Source organism: Pseudoalteromonas sp. BSi20311 (assembly GCF_000239875.1).
Lineage (GTDB): Bacteria > Pseudomonadota > Gammaproteobacteria > Enterobacterales > Alteromonadaceae > Pseudoalteromonas.
Map to the genome: position 1 here is coordinate 1 of NZ_BADU01000028.1, position 21,125 is coordinate 21,125.

The following is a 21,125-nucleotide window of genomic DNA, read 5'->3' on the forward strand; positions in this document are numbered from 1 at the left end:
TAACCTGAACTCTGGATAATAAATCTATCTCAAGCAGCTATTTTCAGCGCTAACTGCGTTGAATTTACTTGCAATAGGCTAGCTATTGACGCGTAATTTCGCCTTGTTTTCACTGGAAATCTCTGGCTAGAGAAAAATAAACATAAATATCATTTTTTGATTCAATACGTTAGTAAATCTCTTAACCAGAGTTCAGGTTAACTAGCTTTTTCTCAAAGTCACTTTTTACGATATCGAGCGCTTTTAATACTTCTTCTGGCTCTACATCGTGTTGCTCTAAAATCATAATTAAATCAACAGCCAGTTTCACGTGTGTAGGAGCTTCTTCTAACGGGTTACTCATGGAGCTCTTTCTTTTTAGCTATTTGATCAATCGCAAAATTAATGGCAACTTCTACGCGTTGCTGCATATCTAAACGATCTGTTTGAGTTAAATAAAACGCCATATCTACATCGTATCTAATATAACGTGGGGGTAATTGATTGAGTACGGTGCAGCAAAAGTCAGCCATTACATCGTCGTTGTAACGTTCATTAAGTTTACGTTTTTCTATTTCTTCTAAAACGAGTTTTTCGTAAAAATTGTGTATGTCGTCATCTAATCGCATATTCCTGTCACTCTTTTTTATTGTCTGTAATGAGTCTATACCAAGGATTGTTATAAATCGAGAGCCGCTTTAAATAGTTGCTTATGGACACTAACTAAATTGTTGATGTTACGTTGATAACCGCCACCTAAAGCGCACATCAGTGGTATGTTTCGCTGCTTACAAAAGTTAAGAACAGCAAAGTCGCGTTTATACACACCAGCTAGAGAAACATCAAATAAGCCGAGTTCGTCTTTGGTATAAATATCGGCGCCCGCATTATATAAAATAATATCGGGCTGGTGGAGACGAACACATAACTCAAGAGCTTGCTCTAGTGTTGTTAAATACTCTGCATCTGTGGTGTTTGCAGGTAAGCCAAAGTCATAGTTTGAGAGCTGTTTTTGCCGAGGAAAATTTTGTTCACAGTGAATTGAACAACTAACTATCTGCTCGTGCTGTTGGGTTATTTGCGCGGTACCGTCACCTTGGTGTACGTCACAATCAAATATTAATACGGTGTCGGCTTGCTCAGTTGTAATAAGATGCGCTGCCGCAATAGCTAAATCATTAAAAATACAAAAGCCACTACCGTAATTGCTATAAGCATGGTGGTAGCCGCCACTTAAATTAGCCGCTAAACCATTTTTAAGTGCACTTTCAGCGGCTTGAATACTGGCACCAACAGAGTAAAGTGTTCGCTCAACAAGTTCAGGAGAGTGAGGAAACCCCATTTTCTTCACCGCTTTGTCAGTCAACGACCCGTTTAAAAAGTTAGCAATATAATCTGAGCTATGGCATAAGCTTAACTGCGCTGTAGTTGCAGGCGAAGGCGATATAAATTGGGTGTAGCCCAGGGTCTGTTGACCTTTCAAGGTTGAATTTGCAGCAGTCTGTTTGGTATTTAGGCAAGGCAGAGCCTATGTGGTGTGGTTATTCCCCATAAATAGGTGATAACGCAGCATTAATGCCAAACAGGCGCTGCCCTTCGGGTTCTGCCTAGGGGCGATTTACTCTTTGTTGCTCGGTTTTTACTTAGCCCACTAGGTTACAAACCTCGCGCCGCGATTAAATCGCCCCTAGTTTGAACAAATTTTAATCTGCAAAGGTCAACAGACCCTAGACATTCAACTTCATGCTTGAGCTGCTGATACTTTTTAATTGGAAATCGATGGCGGTCAGGTAATTCTAGCTGCGAGTACAGTTCGTGGTAATAAAGCTGCATTAGCGTAGCTGTTGTTTTTCTACTTGTTGAATTTTGTCTTCGGTGGCAGAAATCGCTTTTCTACAACGGCCGAGTCGTGCATGAGTGGTTAAAATTTCCTGGTTAAGCTTTTGTGCTTGCGCAGGCGATGCTTTTTCCATTTGCAATTTACGCTCTTCAATCATTAATACCAGGCGGCGTTCAAATTCATGGTTTTGTTTAAGTTCGTCATATAACTCATGAGATGATTGCATGATTTTTTGCACCGCTTGTTTATAAACAGGCTGTTTAGCACGAGGCTTATAATGGCTTTTGTTTTCTTTCACCCAAATAGGGGTCGATTTAATAACATTAAATACTGCTTGTACCTGACTGGCAATACGCTCAAGTGCATAGGTGTAAGCATGACGGTGTTCGCTCGGTGGTAGGCTGGCTATTTCATCTTCTATTTCTACTACATAGTCGGCTAAGTTCATGCTTTTGGTACTAAATACGGCTCTGTCAAATAAGCTCGGCTGTGCCTGCATATACCGGTTTTTAGAAAAGAGCTTTGCTTTGTCAAATTGCTCTGCCTGTTGCTTAAGCGTGGCAACTTGTTGGCGTAGTTTATCTAAAGCGGCAGGTTGCATGTTAAAAGTACGCCTCGTAAATTAGTTTTAATGCTAAAAGTATAACCATCGTATTAAATACTGGGCGAATAAATTTACTACCAAAACGAATAGCTGAATGTGCGCCAAACCATGCACCAAGCATGATAAAGAAGCCCATTGTAATTCCCAGTAAAAAGTTAACATGGCCAAGTACAACAAAGGTGATCAGCGAGATAAAGTTAGAAACAAAGTTCATTGAACGCGCCAAACCACAATTGAGTAACAAACTCATTTTATAAAGCATACCGTTTGAGGCAGTCCAAAAGGTACCTGCACCAGGGCCGGCTAAACCATCAAAAAAACCTAAACTGAGTCCCTGTAACCATTGTTTTACTTTTAAAGCGGGAGTGAGCTTAGGGAGCGCATCACTTTGTGTGGTGCTTAAGTTACCAAACAAACTGTAACAAGCCACTAGGATAATGATTACAGGCAGCAACTTGTTTAAAAAGTCGATGCTTAAATGATCAACAAGCAGAGTGCCCAGTAAAGCGCCTATAGCGGTGGCCAAAATAGAGGCGAGCCAGAACTTCGGGTTAAATAATTGTTTTTTATAATAGGTAATACTGGCGGTTAACGAGCCAAAACTGGCGGCTAATTTATTAGTGCCAAGCGTTAAATGAGGAGGTAATCCCGCCGTTAACAGTGCCGGTACAGTGAGTAAACCACCACCGCCAGCAATAGCATCAATAAAGCCAGCTAAAAGTGCAACGCCACATAAAATAGCCCAAGTCGTTGGGTCGAGTGCAAGTTCAAACATCAGTAATCTATTTGTCTTTTAAAAGGTGGTAAGGTGTCGAGCATGGCTTTGCCATATCGTTTGGTGATTAAGCGTCTATCTAAAATAGTAATTGTGCCAATATCACTTTCTTTGCGCAGCAGTCTACCACAGCTTTGTACCAATTTCTTTGCTGCGTCTGGCACGGTTATCGATAAAAACGGATTACCGCCTTTACTTTGCACAAACTCCGCTTGTGCTTCTTCGATAGGCGAGGTAGGCACCGCAAATGGAATTTTTGTAATAATTAGATTTTCTAAATATTTACCAGGTAAATCAAGCCCTTCAGAGAGGCTTTGGGTGCCAAATAAAATACTGCCCTTGCCTTCATCAATATTTTTAGTATGTAATTTAAGTAAAGCTTCTCGTGACATTTCACCTTGTACTAATAAGTTAAATCCTTTTGTTCTAAGAAACTTACTTACATGGTCCATTTGCCAGTAAGAGGCAAACAACACTAAATTGGCTTTTTTAGTGTTTAGATACTCGGGTAATGTTTTCGCAATATGATCGCTAAATTCTTTATCTGTTGGCTCTATGCTCGATGCAGGAATTCGCAGAGTGGCCTGTTTTGGGTAGTCAAACGGAGAGGGGACTTTAATGAACTTTACCCCTTCTTCTTTAGCAAGACCGCTTTCATAGGCAAAGTGATCAAATGAACCTAGTGCGCTCAAGGTAGCTGAGCATAACACGGCTCCAGCACATTCGCTCCACAGCTTATCTTTTAAATAGTAACCGACCTCAATAGGGCAGTCGCTAAGCAAGTGATCATGATGGCTTTTATATTCAAGTCGCTTTATCCAACGCGCATGCGGTGTGCCTTCGCCTTTAGTGGCGTAACTAAACCATAATTTATTAAGTTGTTCTAATCGGTTTATGTATTGCCCACTTTCAGCCAGAATGGGGTCGGCGACATAAGGTTTAATATCACCGTCGCTTACATCTTGGGTGAGGGTATCGTGCATTTTATTCAAACACCGTAAAGCATCAAGCGTGGCTTCGCTAATATCTTTTGCTTTTGCGTGTAACGATTTAGGGATTTCACCATGTTCAAAGCGATAGGTATCGTCTTTTGAATATTCAAAATCAGCGTTGTCGAGTATATCGCGCACCACTTTTAAATCTTTGTTAGCATCGTTAACGCTATCGCATAACTTAAAGTTTTGCCCAATACCTTTTTGACCCACTAACACTTTGGCCATTTTGCCACTGAATTTAGTAAGTTTGTCGAGCCAATCTATCGTGCCTTTTATTGTAGCTGCAGCAGATGAAAAATCGCGGGTAATATGTGCAAGGTGGTGCGCTTCATCGATTACATAAATGGTATTGTCGGGCTCGGGTAAAATTTTTCCGCCCCCTAAATCTAAATCGGCTAATAGTAACGAATGGTTTATAACTAAAACATCCATTTGCATTAACTGCTGGCGGGCGAGTTGAAAAGGACATGTTTGGTGTGCTTTCATCTGGCGTTGGCAGGCATGCTTATCACAAGCAATGAGCCCCCATACTCTATCAGGGATGGTATCAGCCCAGCTATCTCTATCGCCTTGCCATTTTTTATTGATATAGGCATCGTAAAGTTGCTTTAAGCACTTAGTTTCCATATCACTTAGTGGCGATGTAAGGGTAGGCATAAACTCCATTTGAGTTTGGCTATCGCTGTTTAGCGCATTATGAAGTTTGTGTGCACAAATATAACGTTGGCGGCCTTTTACTAAATCAAATTTAAAATCGAGCCCTGAGTGCTTTTTAAAAAACGGCAGCTCTTTAGCAATTAATTGCTCTTGCAAAGCCACAGTAGCCGTAGAAATAACCAATTTCTTTTTTTGCGCTAATGCCAGAGGTAGAGCGCCTAGACAGTAAGCTAATGACTTGCCGGTGCCAGTACCAGCTTCAATAACACAAATACGTTGTTTTTTATGGTATTCACCGGCTAATGTTTTTGCTATTTCAGCAACTAGGTAGTTTTGACTACTACGAGGGCGGTAATCGGTTAGGTTATTTGCAACATGCTGGTGTACTTGTCTAATTGTTTTTTTTAGTGAGCTCGATAGCATGTGATGATTAACCTAAAATATGTATATAATTACAGTGTATATATTAAGTGGGATCGAACATTGACACAAGCAATCTATCAGGGCTTTATTTTATCAAGGCAACAATACACTGCTAAAAATGCACAAGGTATTACTTTGTGCTATTGGCTAAGCTCTGAGCAAGGCCCGATAAAAGTGACGATTGAAAATCAGCAAGCGCTGTTTTTCATCCCATTGGCAGAGCAAGATACTGCAAGTGCTTTACTGGCTCAGGCAAACATAAAAGCGCAGTTTAATAACGTTGAACTTTGTCACTTTAGTGGTAGTGAATGTGTGGCCTGTTACTTTAATGATATAAAAAGTGTATACACTGCACGAGCTCTTTTAGAGCAAGTAATGCCAATTTATGAAGCCGATGTGCGCCACAGTGACCGCTTTTTAATGGAGCGCTTTATTAAAGGGGGCGTATGGGTAACCGGTAATGCCAAAGCTCAAAACGGCTTTATTGAAATTAGTGAGGCAAAGCTTAAAGCAAACGAAGATTACACACCAACGCTTAAGTCTGTTTCTTTGGATATAGAATGCAATGCCGATGGCGTGCTATTTAGTGTTGCACTGGTGGGAAATGGCCTAGATTGTGTATTAATGATAGGTGAGCCACAGCAGCAGGGCGATCCGACATTTGAAATAGATTGGTGCTATGACGAAATTAATCTGCTCACCAAGCTGCAGCAGTACATTATAAATAACGACCCCGATGTTATTGTTGGTTGGAATGTTATTGATTTTGATTTTAGTTTATTGCAAGAGCGCGCTGAGGCGTTAGGACTTACCCTGAGTATTGGCCGAGATAATCAACCTTTATATATTAATAAAGGCCATTACACCCGATTAACGCTCCCAGGACGATGCGTCATTGATGGCATTGATACTTTAAAAAATGCCACTTATCGATTTGATAGCTTTTCGTTAGCTAATGTTGCAGAGCGTGTGCTTAACGAGTCTAAATTAATAAAAGCTGATAACCGATTATCTGAAATTGTACGCCAATTTAATGAAGACAAGCTCGCTCTTGCTGCCTACAACCGCCAAGATTGTATTTTAGTTAATCAAATTTTCGAAAAACTAAAGCTGTTTGAATTTGCCATAGTCAGAACTCAAATCACCGGCCTCGAACTTGAGCGCATGGGTGGCTCAGTTGCCGCATTTACAAACTTATATTTACCGCTGTTACATCGCAGTGGTTATGTTGCTCCCAACTTAGGCGATCATGGGCTATCTTTTGAAAGCCCTGGTGGCTATGTGATGGAGTCGACTCCGGGGCTTTTCAAAAACGTTTTGGTACTTGATTTTAAAAGCTTATATCCGTCAATTATGCGTACGTTTTGTATTGACCCGTTAGGTTTAATCGCAGGGTTAAACGCACCAGAGCATGCTGTAGAGGGGTTTAATCAGGCGTTGTTTTCAAGAACGCAGCACCACCTGCCAAAATTAATTGAGCACCTGACACAAACTCGCCAAAAGGCAAAAGACACTAATCAACCTATGCTCTCGCAAGCGATTAAAATTATTATGAATAGCTTATATGGCGTACTCGGCTCTAAAGGCTGTCGGTTTTACGACCCGCGTTTATCGAGTTCTATTACTTTACGTGGCCATGAAATAATGCAAACAACTCGTAAATGGATAGAAGAGCAAGGCTTTGAGGTGATATATGGTGATACCGACTCTACGTTTGTAAAACTTAGTGAAGATACCAGTCCTGAGCAATGCAACGACATTGGTTGCCAACTTGTTCGACATATAAACGAAAAGTGGCAGGTAGACTTAAAGCAGCGTTATGACTTACAAAGCTATTTAGAAATTGAATTTGAAACCCATTACAGTCCGTTTTTTATGCCAACTATACGAGGTAAAAAAACAGGTTCTAAAAAACGTTATGTTGGTCAAGTAACCAAAAAGAATGAAAAAAAGTTGGTCTTTAAAGGTATGGAAACCGTCCGCAGTGATTGGACTGAGTTTGCGCAGGAGTTTCAAACACAGTTGTTTGAAACGCTTTTCTCTAGTCACTTCGAAATACAGCAACTGCACAATATAATAAATAGCTACACGCAAAAATTATACAGCGGTGACTTTGACCACAAGCTCGTTTATAGGAAGCGTTTAGGGCAGCACCTGAGCGATTATATTAAAAATATCCCACCTCACGTTCAAGCAGTTAAAAAACACAAAGCGAGCCATCCTGAGTTTGAAATAAAACGCGGACAAGTAATCGAATATGTTTACGCAATAACTGGCGCCGAACTTTATACCGGTAAAAACACCCTTAATTACCCCCTATACATCCAAAGACAGCTTGAACCCGTAGCGCAAATGATATTAAGCGCATTAAACACATCAACTGAATCTACCCAAGCTACATTATTTTAACTTAGTCATAAGGAAAATAGGCATTTTATAGGTTGTTTTTCAATTTTAAGTTCCTACTTTGCATAAAAATTGTAAAATTTAAAGTTAACATTTGTGAACTTGGTTACATATTTATTCAAAAGCACTACAAAATAAAAATCTAACTAAAATAAATAATACCCTTTTAAATCAGTGGTATGTTTTTTGTTTTTAAGGTTGTTTCTAAATTAAACCCAAAGATAAATTTAAAAATCGCACAAAAAAAACGTAAAAATGATAACGAGAAGTCGCTTAAAGTATGTTTAAAGTTAATTTAATGTTGACCACCTTGTGTTCATAGTATTATCATCAGTGACGTGATCACAAATTAATTAACAAAAAGTGGTCGAAAATAAAAAACAAATAGTATTCTAGGGAGAATCAAATGTTAAATAACAAAGTTTCAAAAGCAGTTCGCTTAGCGATCGCTTTTGGTGCAGCTTCTACTGCTGCTTTTTCAGCAAGTTCATTTGCTGCAGAAGAAGGTGTAGAGAAAGTTGAAAGAATTCAGGTTACAGGTTCACGTATCAAACGTACTGATTTAGAAACGGCATCGCCAGTAACAATTATTGATTCAGTCCAACTTGAGAATCAAGGTATTCAAGATGTTGGCCAATTTTTACAATCTAGTGCAGTGATGTCAGGTTCACCAGCTATGACCACAACTAATAATGGTGGTAATGGCGGTACTTTTGTAGAGCTTCGTGGTTTGGGTTCAACAAGAACGTTAGTACTTGTAAATGGTCGTCGCCCGGTTTCTTCTGACTTTCAGGGCATTCCGGCTTCAATGATCGACAGAATTGAAGTACTTAAAGATGGTGCCTCAGCTACCTACGGCGCTGACGCTGTTGCTGGTGTAGTAAATATCATTACTCGAAATGATTTTGAAGGCGTTGAATTTAAAGCGCAAACTTCTAACTCGTTTGATGTTTCTGAGAACAAACAAGTTGGTTTTAGTATCGTTGCAGGTAAAAACTTCGACGCTGGTAATATCGTTGTTGGTATCGATTACGTAGATCAGACTGAAGTTTACCAGGGTGATGTTGATAAAGTTAACTTCTTTAACTACCCATGGCAGGTTTGGGGTGGCGCTGCGGAAGAGTCTTTCCGTAAGAACGGCTTAATTGCACCACCTAATGAAAATGCAAATGTTATCGAGGTTGGTTCTGGTTCTATCCCTTGTGGTAATTTCTATCTAGCAAATACTGCTGGAAGCTTCACAAATGATAAGTGTGATGGTGGCGTTGCAGCTGCTGGTGATATGCGTCCATTTGTTGGTGGTGGTCCAAATAATGACACTTACAACTATGCTCCAGTTAACTACCTTCAAACTCCATATAAAAAGTTAAACTTCTTTGTTGAAGGTGGATTTGAACTTAATGACGACACGCGCATGTACACAGAGACACGCGTTAACAAACGTACTTCTCGTCAAGAATTAGCAGCAGTACCTTACGATACTAGATTCGATCCAGCATACAGCGGTACTTATGAAAAGCTGGATGAAGACGGAAACGTTGTGCTTGATGATGACGGCAACGCAGTAATGGTTGCTTTCAATGGTGTGTCAAAAGACAACTACTATAACCCATTTGGAAATGATGTTACTCGTTCACGCCGTCGTATGCTTGAAGGTGGACGTAGCTTTGAACAAGATATTGTACGTTTTCAACAGGTTATTGGTATCGAAGGTGATTTCGGCGATAGCTGGTATTATGATGTAAACTACAACCATGGTTATAGCCAGACTGTAAGTACTGACTTTGGTCAATTGTATGGACCAAACTTAGCTAAAGCAATGGGACCTTCTTTCCAAGATGATTCTGGAAATATAGTTTGTGGTACAGAAGCAGCTCCAGTTTCAGACTGTGTTTCGATGAATGTTTTTGGTGGTCCGGGTTCTGTTACTCAAGAAATGCTTAACTATGTAACAGCACCACTTGTTGATTCGTCAAACTATACACTACAAACTTTAACCGGTTTCGTAGGCGGTGATTTCTTTGAATTACCAGCAGGTATAGTGTCGGGTGGTTTTGGTTACGAATACCGTAAAGAAGAACTAGAGAGCCAAGTTGACTCTGGTAAATTTATGGGTGAAGTTACAGGTAACAAGAGTAAAGGCACCATTGGTGACTTCTATGTTCACAGCTTGTTTACAGAATTCCGTATTCCTTTACTTGAAGGTCTACCTTTTGCTGAACGTGTTGAGATGCCTATAGGGATTCGTTATGATGATTTTAGTGCATTTGACTCTTCTACTACCTATCAATTAGGTCTTGAGTGGAAAGCAAATGACGACATTCTACTTCGTGCTACTTATGGTACTGTTTACAGAGCACCGGGTATCTCTTCTTTGTATGGTCCTCAAAATGATTCATTCCCATCAGCAACAGATCCATGTAGCACAGCTAACTGGGGTTCTTTAACATCGGCGCAGCAAGGTTATTGTACAGCTGATGGTGTTCCAGCAGGTGGTAGTAACAACTTGGATAGCCAACAGCTTGCTAAAGTTGGTGGTAATGTAGACCTACAACCTGAAGAAGGTGACACGCTTACTGTAGGTGTTGCATGGTCTCCAGAGTTCATCGAAGGCCTTGGTATTACTCTTGATTACTGGGCAATTGAAGTCGAAGAAGTTATCGATTCTGTAGGTGCTTCAGATTCACTGAAAGGTTGTTATTTAGGTGGGATTGATTCTTTATGTGACAATGTTGGCCGTACAAATGGCGAAATCTCACGTTTAAGTGCTCAAGCAACCAACCTAAGCCGTATGACAGCTAAAGGTATCGATTTTGAAGCTAGTTATTCATTTGAAGCATTAAGCGGTTCTTGGAGCTCAGTATTAAGCTGGACTCATTTCCTAGAACGCGAGAATCAAGTATATGATTCAGCAGACTTTGCTTTCAAAATGAAAGACTTGAATGGTCGTTTTGAAAACGATACTACGTATGCTACTGATAAAGTAAACTTAAATGTTTCTTACACTTTAGATAACTTAAACCTAGCTTACACAATGAATTACATCAGCGGTACAGAGTACGATGACCTTCTTTACTGGGGAACTACAGCTGTAAATCCAGATGATGAGAATAGCCCACTAGTGCAGTACGGCGTAGACTCATACATGTACCATGACTTAACGGCTACATACAACTTTGAATCTAAAACGACGGTTTCTGTTGGTATTACCAACTTAACTGACGAGTTACCTCCATACATAGAGCCTGCTTTCAACGGCAACACTGATGAAAGTAACTACAGATTATTTGGTCGTAGCTGGTTCATGCGATTCACGCAAAAGTTTTAAGCTATAATATCAAGCTAAACTTTTAACGAGACTAAACTCTGCGATTTCATCGCAGAGTTTTTTTTATACGTTCGTTTTAATAATTATTTATAATATATAAGTAAATATAAACTTCCTATGAACCGTATAAATCGAAGAAATAATATTGAATGCTAATTGTAAAGGGTGTTTAAAAAAGGTACATATATAGCCAAAAGTTGACTTAATACTTTAAAAAATATAGTTTTTTCATTTATATAAAGTTTTATGTGGTTAAATTTTTTTACTATAATTCTAAAGCAAATAATTACACGAAGATATATTCAAAATTGTTGCTGCGAAAGTGTTAAGTCTCTGATGATAGGAGTAATTAAAAGTGTATTCCGTTATTAGCTAATTGCTAGCACCTTAAAAGAATTCTAGATAACTTTTTAAAGTTTATTTCATTTGACAAAAGTTGAACAATTAAACATGTATATACTTACTGCTTTTTATACTTAAAAATTATTACTTACTTAGTTTTTTTGACTAATTAAGTTATCACTAAAAGCTAGAGCAATTATTTGTTAATATCAAAGCTGAGAAATTAATTCAGTTGATTTATGACCTACACCCTCAGACCCTACCAGCAAGAGGCGGTTGAACGCACCGTTTTGCATTTTAGAAAAACTAACGAACCTGCCGTTATTGTGCTGCCTACGGGGGCGGGTAAAAGTTTAGTGATAGCTGAGCTTGCACGTATCGCTAAACAAAAAATATTGGTACTAGCGCATGTAAAAGAATTAGTGGAGCAAAATGCTCAAAAATATAAAAGTTTTGGCTTGCAAGCGAGTATATTTTCCGCAGGTCTCAAAGAGAAGTCGTTAACCCACCAAGTTACCTTTGCCAGTGTGCAGTCGTTATCGCGTAATCTAGATAAACTTAATGAGCACTACTCACTACTTATTATTGATGAGTGTCACAGAGTGAATGGCGAAAAGAAAAGCCAGTACGGAAAAGTTATTGATGCACTTAAATCTCACAACTCTGAATTAAAAGTATTAGGTTTAACCGCGACGCCTTACCGCCTAGGGTTAGGCTGGATTTATCATTATCATTACCATGGCTTTGTAAGAGGCAATAAAGAGAGCCCATTCAAACACTGTATTTTTGAATTACCTTTGCGCTATATGATTAAGCATAACTACTTAACTCCCCCTAGAGAGGTTGATGCTGCGATTAGCCATTATGACTTTTCATCTTTAAGTAGTAATGCATTTGGGCAATATAGCAATGAGGATATGAATGCGCTGTTAAAAAAATCGACCCGTGCAACACAAACAATTTTACAGCAGATTATTCAATACAGTGAGAACCGTCATGGGGTGATGGTATTTGCAGCTACGGTTATGCATGCACAAGAGATAATGACTTATTTACCAGAGGATCACAGTGCGCTGATCACCGGAGATACTCCTAATAGCGAACGCGATAAAATAATTAAACAATTTAAAGCTAAACAATTAAAGTATTTAGTGAATATATCGGTTCTTACTACCGGCTTTGATGCCCCCCATGTTGATTTTATTGCTATTTTACGCCCCACAGAGTCGGTAAGTTTATACCAGCAAATTGTCGGTAGAGGCTTGAGGTTGGCTGAGGGTAAAGATGATTGTTTAGTGATTGACTATGCGGGCAATGGCTTTGATTTATTCTACCCAGAAGTTGGAGATAAAAAAGGTGATAGCGATAATGAACCCGTGCAAGTGCTGTGTCCTGGGTGTGGCTTTGCCAATATATTTTGGGGCAAAACAGATGCTGATGGCAAAGTGATCGAGCACTTTGGCAGGCGTTGCCAAGGTTTGCTTGAAGATGATGACGGGGCAAGCGAACAGTGCGATTATCGTTTTCGTTTTAAAGAGTGTGAGCAGTGCGGCGCACAAAATGATATTGCTGCTCGAAAATGCCATGACTGTGGTGCTGTGATGGCCGATCCTGATGATAAACTACGTAATGCGTTAAACCTTAAAGATGCATTAGTGCTACGTTGTAGCGGCTTGAGTGTGACTAAACTTAAAGAGCAATTGTTAAAAGTTACTTATTTTGATGAAGACGGGGCCAGTTGTGATGAGGTATTTAATTTAGCAAACAACGGGGCACAGTATTATTTTAACCAACAGTTTGGTAAACGTATTGCTCAGGGTCAATCGCCAACTAAATTTATCAGCGCAGATCAGGTTATAAAAGCCCAGTTTGACTTAATACCACCGGATTTTGTGATTGCTCGAAAAAGTAAAAAATATGGCTGGAAAGTAGCAGATAAACTTTTTGATTATAAAGGCAGCTTTAGAAAAGCAAACCAGCTAAGTCGATAGACTAAGCTGGGTATCTCATTCATCATGAAATTAGGGTTATGCTTCTTCTGCGTCTAATCCCCAACCATCGCCATAGCCATTAAAACTGTTCGCTATACTTTCAATGTATTGTTCTGCTTGGCCTAACAGTGCATGTTCAGGCACCATTTGTACATGGGCAATTACTTCCCAAACGCCGGTATCTTTGCATTTTTCAACATCAGCAGTTTGCACTAATGCATCGTTTACAATCTCAGTTGCAAATTTTTCGGCATCAACCTGTTGTTCAAATAAAATGTAAAAATCAATTTGTTGCATTTTACTTAAATCTACACCAGCGGCGGAAATTTCAGCAAGTAGCTGGCCATTGTCATCATCAGGGAATTGCATTAAAAACTCATTAATTTTATTTTGTACTCGTTATAGCTATTGTAACCAAAATAAACCGTTAACGCGTACTAAATTTTGACTGCATCTTTGAGTGTTAATTGCGATTAAGTTAATGTTAGGCTCATTGTGGCTATGGTACTATATTTCTGTCTAGCGGTTTATTTTATGGATACCACAGTAAGGATATTTACTTGTTCAATCAGCTTTTAAAGTTTTTTTGTTTTTTTTGCTTATTAGTAAGCTTTTGCGCTATTGCAGCTGACAATACAATTGAAGATTATGAAATAAAAGGAATTAGTGGAGAGTTAAAAAACAACGTTGCTCTTTATTTAAAACCCTTAGTGGGTGAAAAATCAACACGCTCACTGCGTCGTTACGCTAAAACGCAAGTTGAAGATAGCTTAAAGGCATTAGGTTATTACAGCCCAAGTGTGACTATTGAATTTAATAAAGATGAGCGAGAGCTTGTTGCCACTATTGATCGCGGCTCTGCAACTCGTATAGAGGCGCTTAATATTAGCGTTAACGGGGAAGCTAAACACGACCCGTCAATTCTGCAAGTAATTGAAAGCATAGGGTTAAAGCAAGGCGATATTTTAAATCATGGAGTATATAGCGCAGCCTATAAAAGAATTGAATCAGTTCTGTTAGAACATGGCTACTTTGATGCTAAATGGCCTGTTAGAAAATTTGAAGTATCACTCAAAAAACACAGCGCAACCATTACTTTTACTATTGATAGCGGAGTTCGTTATCAATTTGGTGATATTTTAATTGCCAGAAATACTCCAGCCGAAAAATATATCCGCTCTTTGGCGCCATTTAAAATGGGTCAGTCGTACAAAGCATCCTATATTGCCGATTATAATCTTGATTTATCAAGTACCCCTTATTTTAAGAGCGTGCGTGTTTACGCCGATATTACAGCGAGAAAAAACAAGCAAGTTCCTATAAAAGTCGATGTGTTACATAAACCAGAAAATAGTTATGAAATTGGTGGTGGCTTTAGTACAGATTTAGGGCCGAAAGTACGTTTTAAATGGAGTAAACCATGGATCACCGATAACGGGCACTATCTTGAAAGCAATTTAAATGTTTCTCAAAAACAGCAAGATATTTCCATGGCTTACACCGTGCCGGTGAATGATCCGAACGATGATTTATGGCGCTTTTCTGTCGGTTATAAGTTGGAAGATGAATTAACCAATCAAACTTACAGTGAAATACTAACAGGTCAGTTACAGCGCCAATGGTTAACTGAGCATAAATGGGTACGAACGGCTTTTTTAAGGCGTGAGCAAGAAACCTACCGCATAGGGGATGACGAAGAAAAAACAACTGAAATGTTATTACCAGGTATCAGTTATGCCCGAAAACAATCAAAGGGTGGCACCACCCCTTATTCGGGCGAGCAATGGTCTATATCGGCAGAGTTTGGGCTTGATAGTGTGCTATCTAGTACCAATATTGTTAGGGTTCAATTACAGCATGCATGGTTGCACACTTATCTTAATAAGCACCTTGTGTTTTTAAAAGCAAACGTAGGGGCCATGTTAGTTGACGACATTAACAATGTTCCATATTCATTAAGATTTTATGCTGGTGGCGATCAAAGTGTGCGTGGCTTTGCTTATCAATCAATCTCACCAGAAAATGACAATGGCGATCGCATCGGTGGTAAATATTTAATTGCGACGACGGCTGAATATAATTACCAATTTGCCAAAAACTGGCGAGCAGCGTTGTTCGTGGATGGAGGGACCGCAACGAATGATTTTTCTGAGCAATTTGAAGTTGGTGCAGGGTTTGGTTTTCGTTATTTAACGCCTATAGGGCCAATAAGAGTCGATCATGCATGGGGGCTCACTAAAGAAAGTAAAAGCACTCGTTTAAGTATTACCATAGGGCCTGAAATTTAATGTCTGTATTTAAAAAAGTCACGGCAGCACTTAGCACCTTAATTGTTGCTTTATTAGTGACATTGTTTTGTGTTGTTTTTACAGCTCCAGGTAATCAGCTAATTGCTTATAGCGCCAATAAGTTAGTTGACGGCTTAAAAATTGAAATAAAAAATGGGCGTTTTTTATATAATGATGCGTTTAATTTGCGCTTTGAGCGTGAAGGTTTATTACTTAATGCCCAGCAGCTTAAACTAGATTTATTTTGGTGGCACTGCGATGGTATGTGTATTGATAACTTAAGTGCTCGGTCTATAAAACTAAATTTACCAGCATCGTCATCTAATTCCCCTGATACACCTAGCGAACCGCTGGAACAAATCAGTTTGCCATTTAATATTGCACTTAAGCGTTTATCGGTCACTGAGTTTGTGTTAAATCACACAAGTGCAAACGTAGTTGTAAATAATGTGGAGATTGCTGCAAAGGCACAAGGTGCGGATATTCAAGTTAAAAGCGTGAATATTCCGAGTGTTTTAATCGCGTTAAAAGAGCAACCAGGAGAAAATACAGCCAGTTCTACCCCAATTACTGAGCTGCCAGCATTACCTAATATCGCATTTATGTCGCCACTCAATATTTATCTAGAACAGTTTAATATTGTGCAGTTCACGGTAAAGAAAGGCGAACAGCAAAATATAATAAATAATATTGCGCTACAAATGAAGCTAATAGGTTCTGAGATTAACGTTGCCTCATTGTCTGCAAATTATCAGCAGTGGCAGCTTAATACAGCACTTAGCGCAAAGCTCAAAGACAGCTTACCTATTAATGGTGATATCAGTCTAAAAGGGCATGGTTATGATGCCAATATGCAAATAGGCGGAGACTTAGAGAAGCTCAATGTTGATATAAAAAGCAATGAATCTTTTCCTTTTCAACTTGCAGCCACGGCTAATCTTAAACAATCAAATTATCCGTTCAGTATTAATGGCGTTGTAGAGCAGTGGATTATTGAAACAGCGAGTAAAGAGTTAAAGGTAACCGACGTAAAATTAACCGCGCAAGGCAATGCCAACGATTACCAATTAGCATTATTTGGTAATAGTCAGTTAGGTGCGTATCCAAGTGTGAATTTTCACAGCCAAATTAATGGCTCACTGAGCGAAGCAAACTTAAAAACCTTAGCCCTTAAAGCGAATGATAGTCAGGCTACTATCCAAGCGAATGTCGATTGGCAAAATGGGGTTAGTGCTAACTTTAGCGGCGGGCTATCGAGTTTAAAAGCGCAATACCTTACTGACACACTCACTAGCGATATTTCAGGGCAGTTTAAAGGGGCATTTGTTGCCAGTTCAAATAGCTGGCAGTTAAGTATGGATGATACCCAATTAAGCGGGTTACTAAATGATGTACCGCTTAATTTTGTTGCTCAATTTAACTTAAATGATGAACTTAAAGCCACTGTAAATAAATTTAGCCTTAGTAGCGGTACAAACAGATTAACTTTAACAGGTGAAGTTGATCAGCAATGGCAGATTAATGGGGCAATTGCGCTGCAAAGTAATGATGATGCAAAGCTTCCGTTTATTGCTAATGGTAAAGCTGATTTAAGTATACGAGGCGAGCGGTTGACGCCTGCAGTTGATTTAGCGTTAAAGCTAGAGCAGTTTATTTATGACGAAATTAATATTAATAAGTTGGCGTTAAAAGCACAGCTAGACACCGCTACTGATTGGCAAACAGATATTAGCGTTACTCTTGATTCAGCGCGTGTCATGCATCACTTAATTAATAAAGTGAATATAGTTGGTAGTGGTGATAAAACTGATCATCAACTAAGTGCATCTATTGATGCTGATGCTGGGGCAGCTACGTTTGAGCTTAATGGCAAACTAGCCAACGCAAGATGGCAAGGTGAGCTCAGTAACATTAGCATAAGCGATAAAACGCTTAGTTTTGAAAACGCTAAAGATATAGCCGTAACAATAGATTCGAAAACGGGCGACTTTGATGTGAGTGCGCATTGTTGGCAATCAAGTAATAGTAAGTTATGTATTGATAGGTTAAATCAAACCCGCGAATTAGGTCAGCTTAACGTAAAACTGACCAAGCTTTCATTGCAAGAGCTAAAATATTGGTTACCAGATAATGTAATAACTCGTGGTGATATAGCTGGCGATTTTGCTGCTAATTGGCAAGCTGGCGCACTTAAAACTCTACGCGCTAATTTAAATTCATCAGGGCTTAACGCGGTTCTTATTAACGAAGAAGACCGATTTAAGCTACCTATTGAAACGCTAAATATAAGCGCTTTTTCTGATGCTAAGATTGGCAAAATAGAAGCTAATTTAGAATCGAGTGTTTTGGGTAAAGTAACAACCAAAGTTGATATTGATGATATTCAAAATAAGCAAACGCTTAACGGTAATATTCAAATTGATAAAATATTATTGTCGGATATACAGCCTTTTTTAAACACTCTCGAGCAGCTTAATGGCGCCATTCGTGGGCAAGTTGCCTTAGCTGGCACACTCAAAGAACCCTTGTTAGAGGGGAATTTAAATATTGAGAATATTAACCTAGAGGGCGAGCAACTGCCTATTGCCCTTAAAAACTCCAATATTAATGTGGTGTTTAATAAATCCACCGCCACTATAAAAGGGGATTTAAATGATCCAGAAGGCGGACAGGTAAAATTAACCGGTAATGTTGATTGGCAAGGTGAGCAACCAGCTGTAAACATGAATTTAGTCGGTAGTGAGTTTTTTGTGAGGGCACAACAAGGCGTTGTTTTTAAAGTATCGCCTGAGTTAAAAATAAGTTTAGCCGACAACGCACTTAAGCTGGCAGGTGATGTTGTGGTGCCTTATGGGCGAATAGAAATTGAAGAGCTGCCAGAGGGGGCTGTACAGGTTAGTGATGATGAAATTATTCTAGATCAAACTACGCAAAGTACAAAAAAAGCGCCATTTGACTACGATATTGATTTAAAAGTAACAGTTAAAAATGATGTAAGAGTAGCCTCATTCGGACTTGAGTCTAAAGTAGTGGGTGATATGGATATAAAAATGAGCCAAGATTCACCCATTATTGCCATTGGTGAACTTAATTTAATTGAAGGAACTTACTTGGCATTTGGCCAAGACTTGATAATTAGAACCGGGCAAATTGGTTTTAGTGGCGCAATAGATAAACCTCATTTAAATATTAAAGCTATTCGTAACCCAAACAATACCGCTGACGGTGTGATTGCCGGTGTGACTTTAACTGGTAGTGTTGAGCAGCCAAATTTAAAAGTGTTTTCTGAGCCGGGTATGGACCAAGCGCAAGCCTTAGCGTATTTACTCAATGGTCAACCATTAGGAGAGGGCGACAGTTCAACCGATGCGATGTTAGCTCAATTATTACTTTCTCAAGGAGTGAGCAGAAGCGAAAGTTTAGTGTCTAAAGTGGGTGAATCGTTTGGTTTGTCAGATGTGAGCTTAAGCTCTAAAGGCAGTGGCGAGCAAACAAAAGTAGAAATATCAGGTTATCTTGCACCGAGTTTGCAGGTTAAATATAGCGTAGGGGTATTTGAGTCGCTTAGTGAAGTGGCGGTGCGTTATCAGCTTATGTCGAAGTTATATATAGAAATAACCAGTGGCTTGTATCAAAACGTAGACATACTGTATAAGTTTGATTGGGACTAATAGATAACAATAAAAAAGGAAAAGGTATGAAAAAATTTGTAATCACTGTTTTAGCATCGGCTTTGCTCGGCGGATGTGCTCAGCAAAGCATTTTGCCATCAGCGCCGGTTAAAAGCCTAACCAGTAGTGAGATTATTGCATCTGCAACGGATGAGCAATGGCGATGGGTTAACCCTGAGAATATTTTAAAACTAACGCTACCTACCGGTGCCGCTTATATTGAGCTTAACCCCAAACTTGCGCCTAAACACACTGCGAATATTAAAAAATTGGCACGACAGGGCTTTTATCAGGGTACTCATATTTATCGTTTTGTTGAGGGGTTTGTTGCTCAAGGTGGCGATAGTACGGGTAAAAAGTTAGCCAAAACTAAACATAACACGGTGCCAGCTGAGTTTTATTTAACCACCACAGAGCCACTTTTGATCACCGAGATGGGTGAGGATGGTTATGCACCAATAACCGGGTTTTTAAATGGTTTTGCGGTAGCGCAAAATGAAACACGTGATCAAACATGGCAAATTCATTGTCATGGTGTATTTGCAATGGCACGGGACAACGATATAAATAGTGCTAGCACCGAGTTTTTTGTCACCATAGGGCAAGGTCCGCGTTATTTAGATAAAAATATCACCGTATTTGGGCGAGTACTGACAGGTATGGCGCATTTTCATCAGCTAGCGCGCACACCTAAAGGTGGTAGCGAGTTTAACCCTATTACAGACTTACAAGTATTAGCCGACGTTAGCAGCGATAACAGCCGATTTAAAGTAATGAAAACAGACTCAGATGCATTTAAACAGTTAATTTCAGCACGAGGTAGTCGTAGCGAGGAGTGGTTTGCGTATAGCCATAATTACATTGATGTGTGTGGAATGCCTGTGCCAACTAAGCAACTTAACGATTAAAAAAGGAGCCTGAGGCTCCTTTTTTGTTTAGCTTATTGACGGTTTATCTTTACCGCAAAAGGGGTATCGTTATGATGAGTTGAGCGATATGGATTAATATCAAGGCCGCCACGACGCGTATAGCGCGCATACACTTCAAGCTCTTTAATATTCAATTGAGTGGTTAAGTCGCTATAAATACGCTCCACACATTGCTCATGGAACTCATTATGGGTCCTAAACGAAATTAAATAGCGTAATAATGACTCACGGCACACTTGCTCACCAGTATAACGAATAATAATGCTGGCCCAATCCGGCTGTGAAGTAATTAAACAGTTCGATTTAAGCAAGTGACTATGCAAGGTTTCGCTAACCACTTTATCGCTTTGTGATTTTAGAGAATGTGCATCAATATGGTAGTTATCTATTTCAATATCTAACTCATCAATACACTCACCAGGAAGCGGTGTGCAAGGAATACAATTATAATCATCAGCGCTGTATAAGGTCACTTTTACCGGGCTATTTACCGCATTGGATAAGTCATCAATTAAATGTTGTTTAACAATGTCAATACTGCCAAAGCGGCTTTGGTTAAAACTGTTTAAATAAAGCTTAAACGACTTTGACTCTATAATATGACTACTTTGGCATTCGAAAGTAAATAGCGCCACTGCCACTTGCGGTTTGCCTTTGGTATTTAACCAAGACAGTTCATAACCTGTCCAAATATCTTGCCCTTTGAATGGTAATGCGGCCTCATCAATACTCAACGCGTCGCGATTAAGCTTGCGAGCAATAGGAAAAAGCAAGCTGGGCGTGTATTGATCTACATACTCAGTAGATTGACCAAGTACGCTGCCTTTAAGATCGGGAGAATTGCTGTAATCTGTCATGTTTGCTCTTAAATAGTTACAATGGGAACATTATATCTAA

At 39.3% G+C, this 21,125-nt stretch carries 14 protein-coding genes; 6 read left to right on the forward strand and 8 right to left on the reverse strand.

Annotation, left to right across the window (positions count from 1 at the left end; translation table 11 throughout):
- Positions 1-181: 181 nt before the first annotated feature.
- The 6 genes from P20311_RS18585 to dinG form a co-directional block, all read right to left on the reverse strand.
- A complete protein-coding gene (locus tag P20311_RS18585) occupies positions 182-343 on the reverse strand; it encodes a YbaM family protein (RefSeq protein WP_008109377.1) in 162 nt (53 codons plus the stop codon).
- Positions 336-608 (reverse strand): late competence development ComFB family protein, encoded by a 273-nt coding sequence (locus P20311_RS02670; RefSeq protein ID WP_008109379.1) that lies wholly within the window; start codon positions 606-608, stop codon positions 336-338. The genes P20311_RS18585 and P20311_RS02670 overlap by 8 nt, the downstream gene beginning before the upstream one ends.
- A 50-nt stretch (positions 609-658) precedes the next feature.
- Complete coding sequence (locus P20311_RS02675) at positions 659-1,462, reverse strand: histone deacetylase (protein ID WP_008109381.1); 804 nt, start codon at positions 1,460-1,462, stop codon at positions 659-661.
- Positions 1,463-1,811: 349 nt separating this feature from the next.
- Complete coding sequence (locus tag P20311_RS02680; protein WP_008109383.1) at positions 1,812-2,420, reverse strand: primosomal replication protein; 609 nt, start codon at positions 2,418-2,420, stop codon at positions 1,812-1,814.
- 1 nt (position 2,421) lies between these two features.
- On the reverse strand, positions 2,422-3,198 hold the full coding sequence (locus P20311_RS02685; RefSeq protein WP_008109385.1) for a TSUP family transporter: 777 nt from the start codon (positions 3,196-3,198) through the stop codon (positions 2,422-2,424).
- Positions 3,198-5,273: an ATP-dependent DNA helicase DinG gene (gene dinG / locus P20311_RS02690; RefSeq protein WP_008109386.1), complete on the reverse strand. Its 2,076-nt coding sequence runs from the start codon at positions 5,271-5,273 to the stop codon at positions 3,198-3,200. The genes P20311_RS02685 and dinG overlap by 1 nt, the downstream gene beginning before the upstream one ends.
- Positions 5,274-5,333: 60 nt before the next feature.
- Here dinG and P20311_RS02695 point away from each other — a divergent pair, with 60 nt between their 5' ends.
- The 3 genes from P20311_RS02695 (at position 5,334) to P20311_RS02705 (ending at position 13,340) form a co-directional block, all read left to right on the forward strand.
- A complete protein-coding gene (locus P20311_RS02695) occupies positions 5,334-7,682 on the forward strand; it encodes a DNA polymerase II (RefSeq protein ID WP_008109388.1) in 2,349 nt (782 codons plus the stop codon).
- Positions 7,683-8,085: 403 nt separating this feature from the next.
- A complete protein-coding gene (locus P20311_RS02700) occupies positions 8,086-11,007 on the forward strand; it encodes a TonB-dependent receptor domain-containing protein (protein ID WP_008109392.1) in 2,922 nt (973 codons plus the stop codon).
- A 581-nt stretch (positions 11,008-11,588) separates the two neighbouring features.
- Positions 11,589-13,340, forward strand: a complete 1,752-nt coding sequence (locus tag P20311_RS02705; RefSeq protein ID WP_008109394.1) for a DEAD/DEAH box helicase — start codon at positions 11,589-11,591, stop codon at positions 13,338-13,340.
- Positions 13,341-13,376: 36 nt separating this feature from the next.
- Here P20311_RS02705 and P20311_RS02710 read toward each other — a convergent pair whose 3' ends face one another.
- Positions 13,377-13,709: a ribonuclease E inhibitor RraB gene (locus P20311_RS02710; protein WP_008109396.1), complete on the reverse strand. Its 333-nt coding sequence runs from the start codon at positions 13,707-13,709 to the stop codon at positions 13,377-13,379.
- Between the two features lie 191 nt (positions 13,710-13,900).
- Here P20311_RS02710 and P20311_RS02715 point away from each other — a divergent pair, with 191 nt between their 5' ends.
- Genes P20311_RS02715 through P20311_RS02725 form a run of 3 tightly spaced genes read left to right on the forward strand, consistent with a single transcriptional unit; the run spans position 13,901 to position 20,207 of the window.
- Entirely contained in the window at positions 13,901-15,628 is a 1,728-nt protein-coding gene (locus tag P20311_RS02715; RefSeq protein ID WP_008109399.1) for an autotransporter assembly complex family protein, read from the forward strand.
- Entirely contained in the window at positions 15,628-19,299 is a 3,672-nt protein-coding gene (locus P20311_RS02720; protein WP_008109400.1) for a translocation/assembly module TamB domain-containing protein, read from the forward strand. The genes P20311_RS02715 and P20311_RS02720 overlap by 1 nt, the downstream gene beginning before the upstream one ends.
- 26 nt (positions 19,300-19,325) lie before the next feature.
- Positions 19,326-20,207 (forward strand): peptidylprolyl isomerase, encoded by an 882-nt coding sequence (locus P20311_RS02725; protein WP_008109403.1) that lies wholly within the window; start codon positions 19,326-19,328, stop codon positions 20,205-20,207.
- Between the two features lie 32 nt (positions 20,208-20,239).
- On the opposite strand, the gene queF is transcribed toward P20311_RS02725, so the two are convergent.
- Complete coding sequence (gene queF, locus P20311_RS02730) at positions 20,240-21,085, reverse strand: NADPH-dependent 7-cyano-7-deazaguanine reductase QueF (RefSeq protein ID WP_008109406.1); 846 nt, start codon at positions 21,083-21,085, stop codon at positions 20,240-20,242.
- Positions 21,086-21,125: the final 40 nt, after the last annotated feature.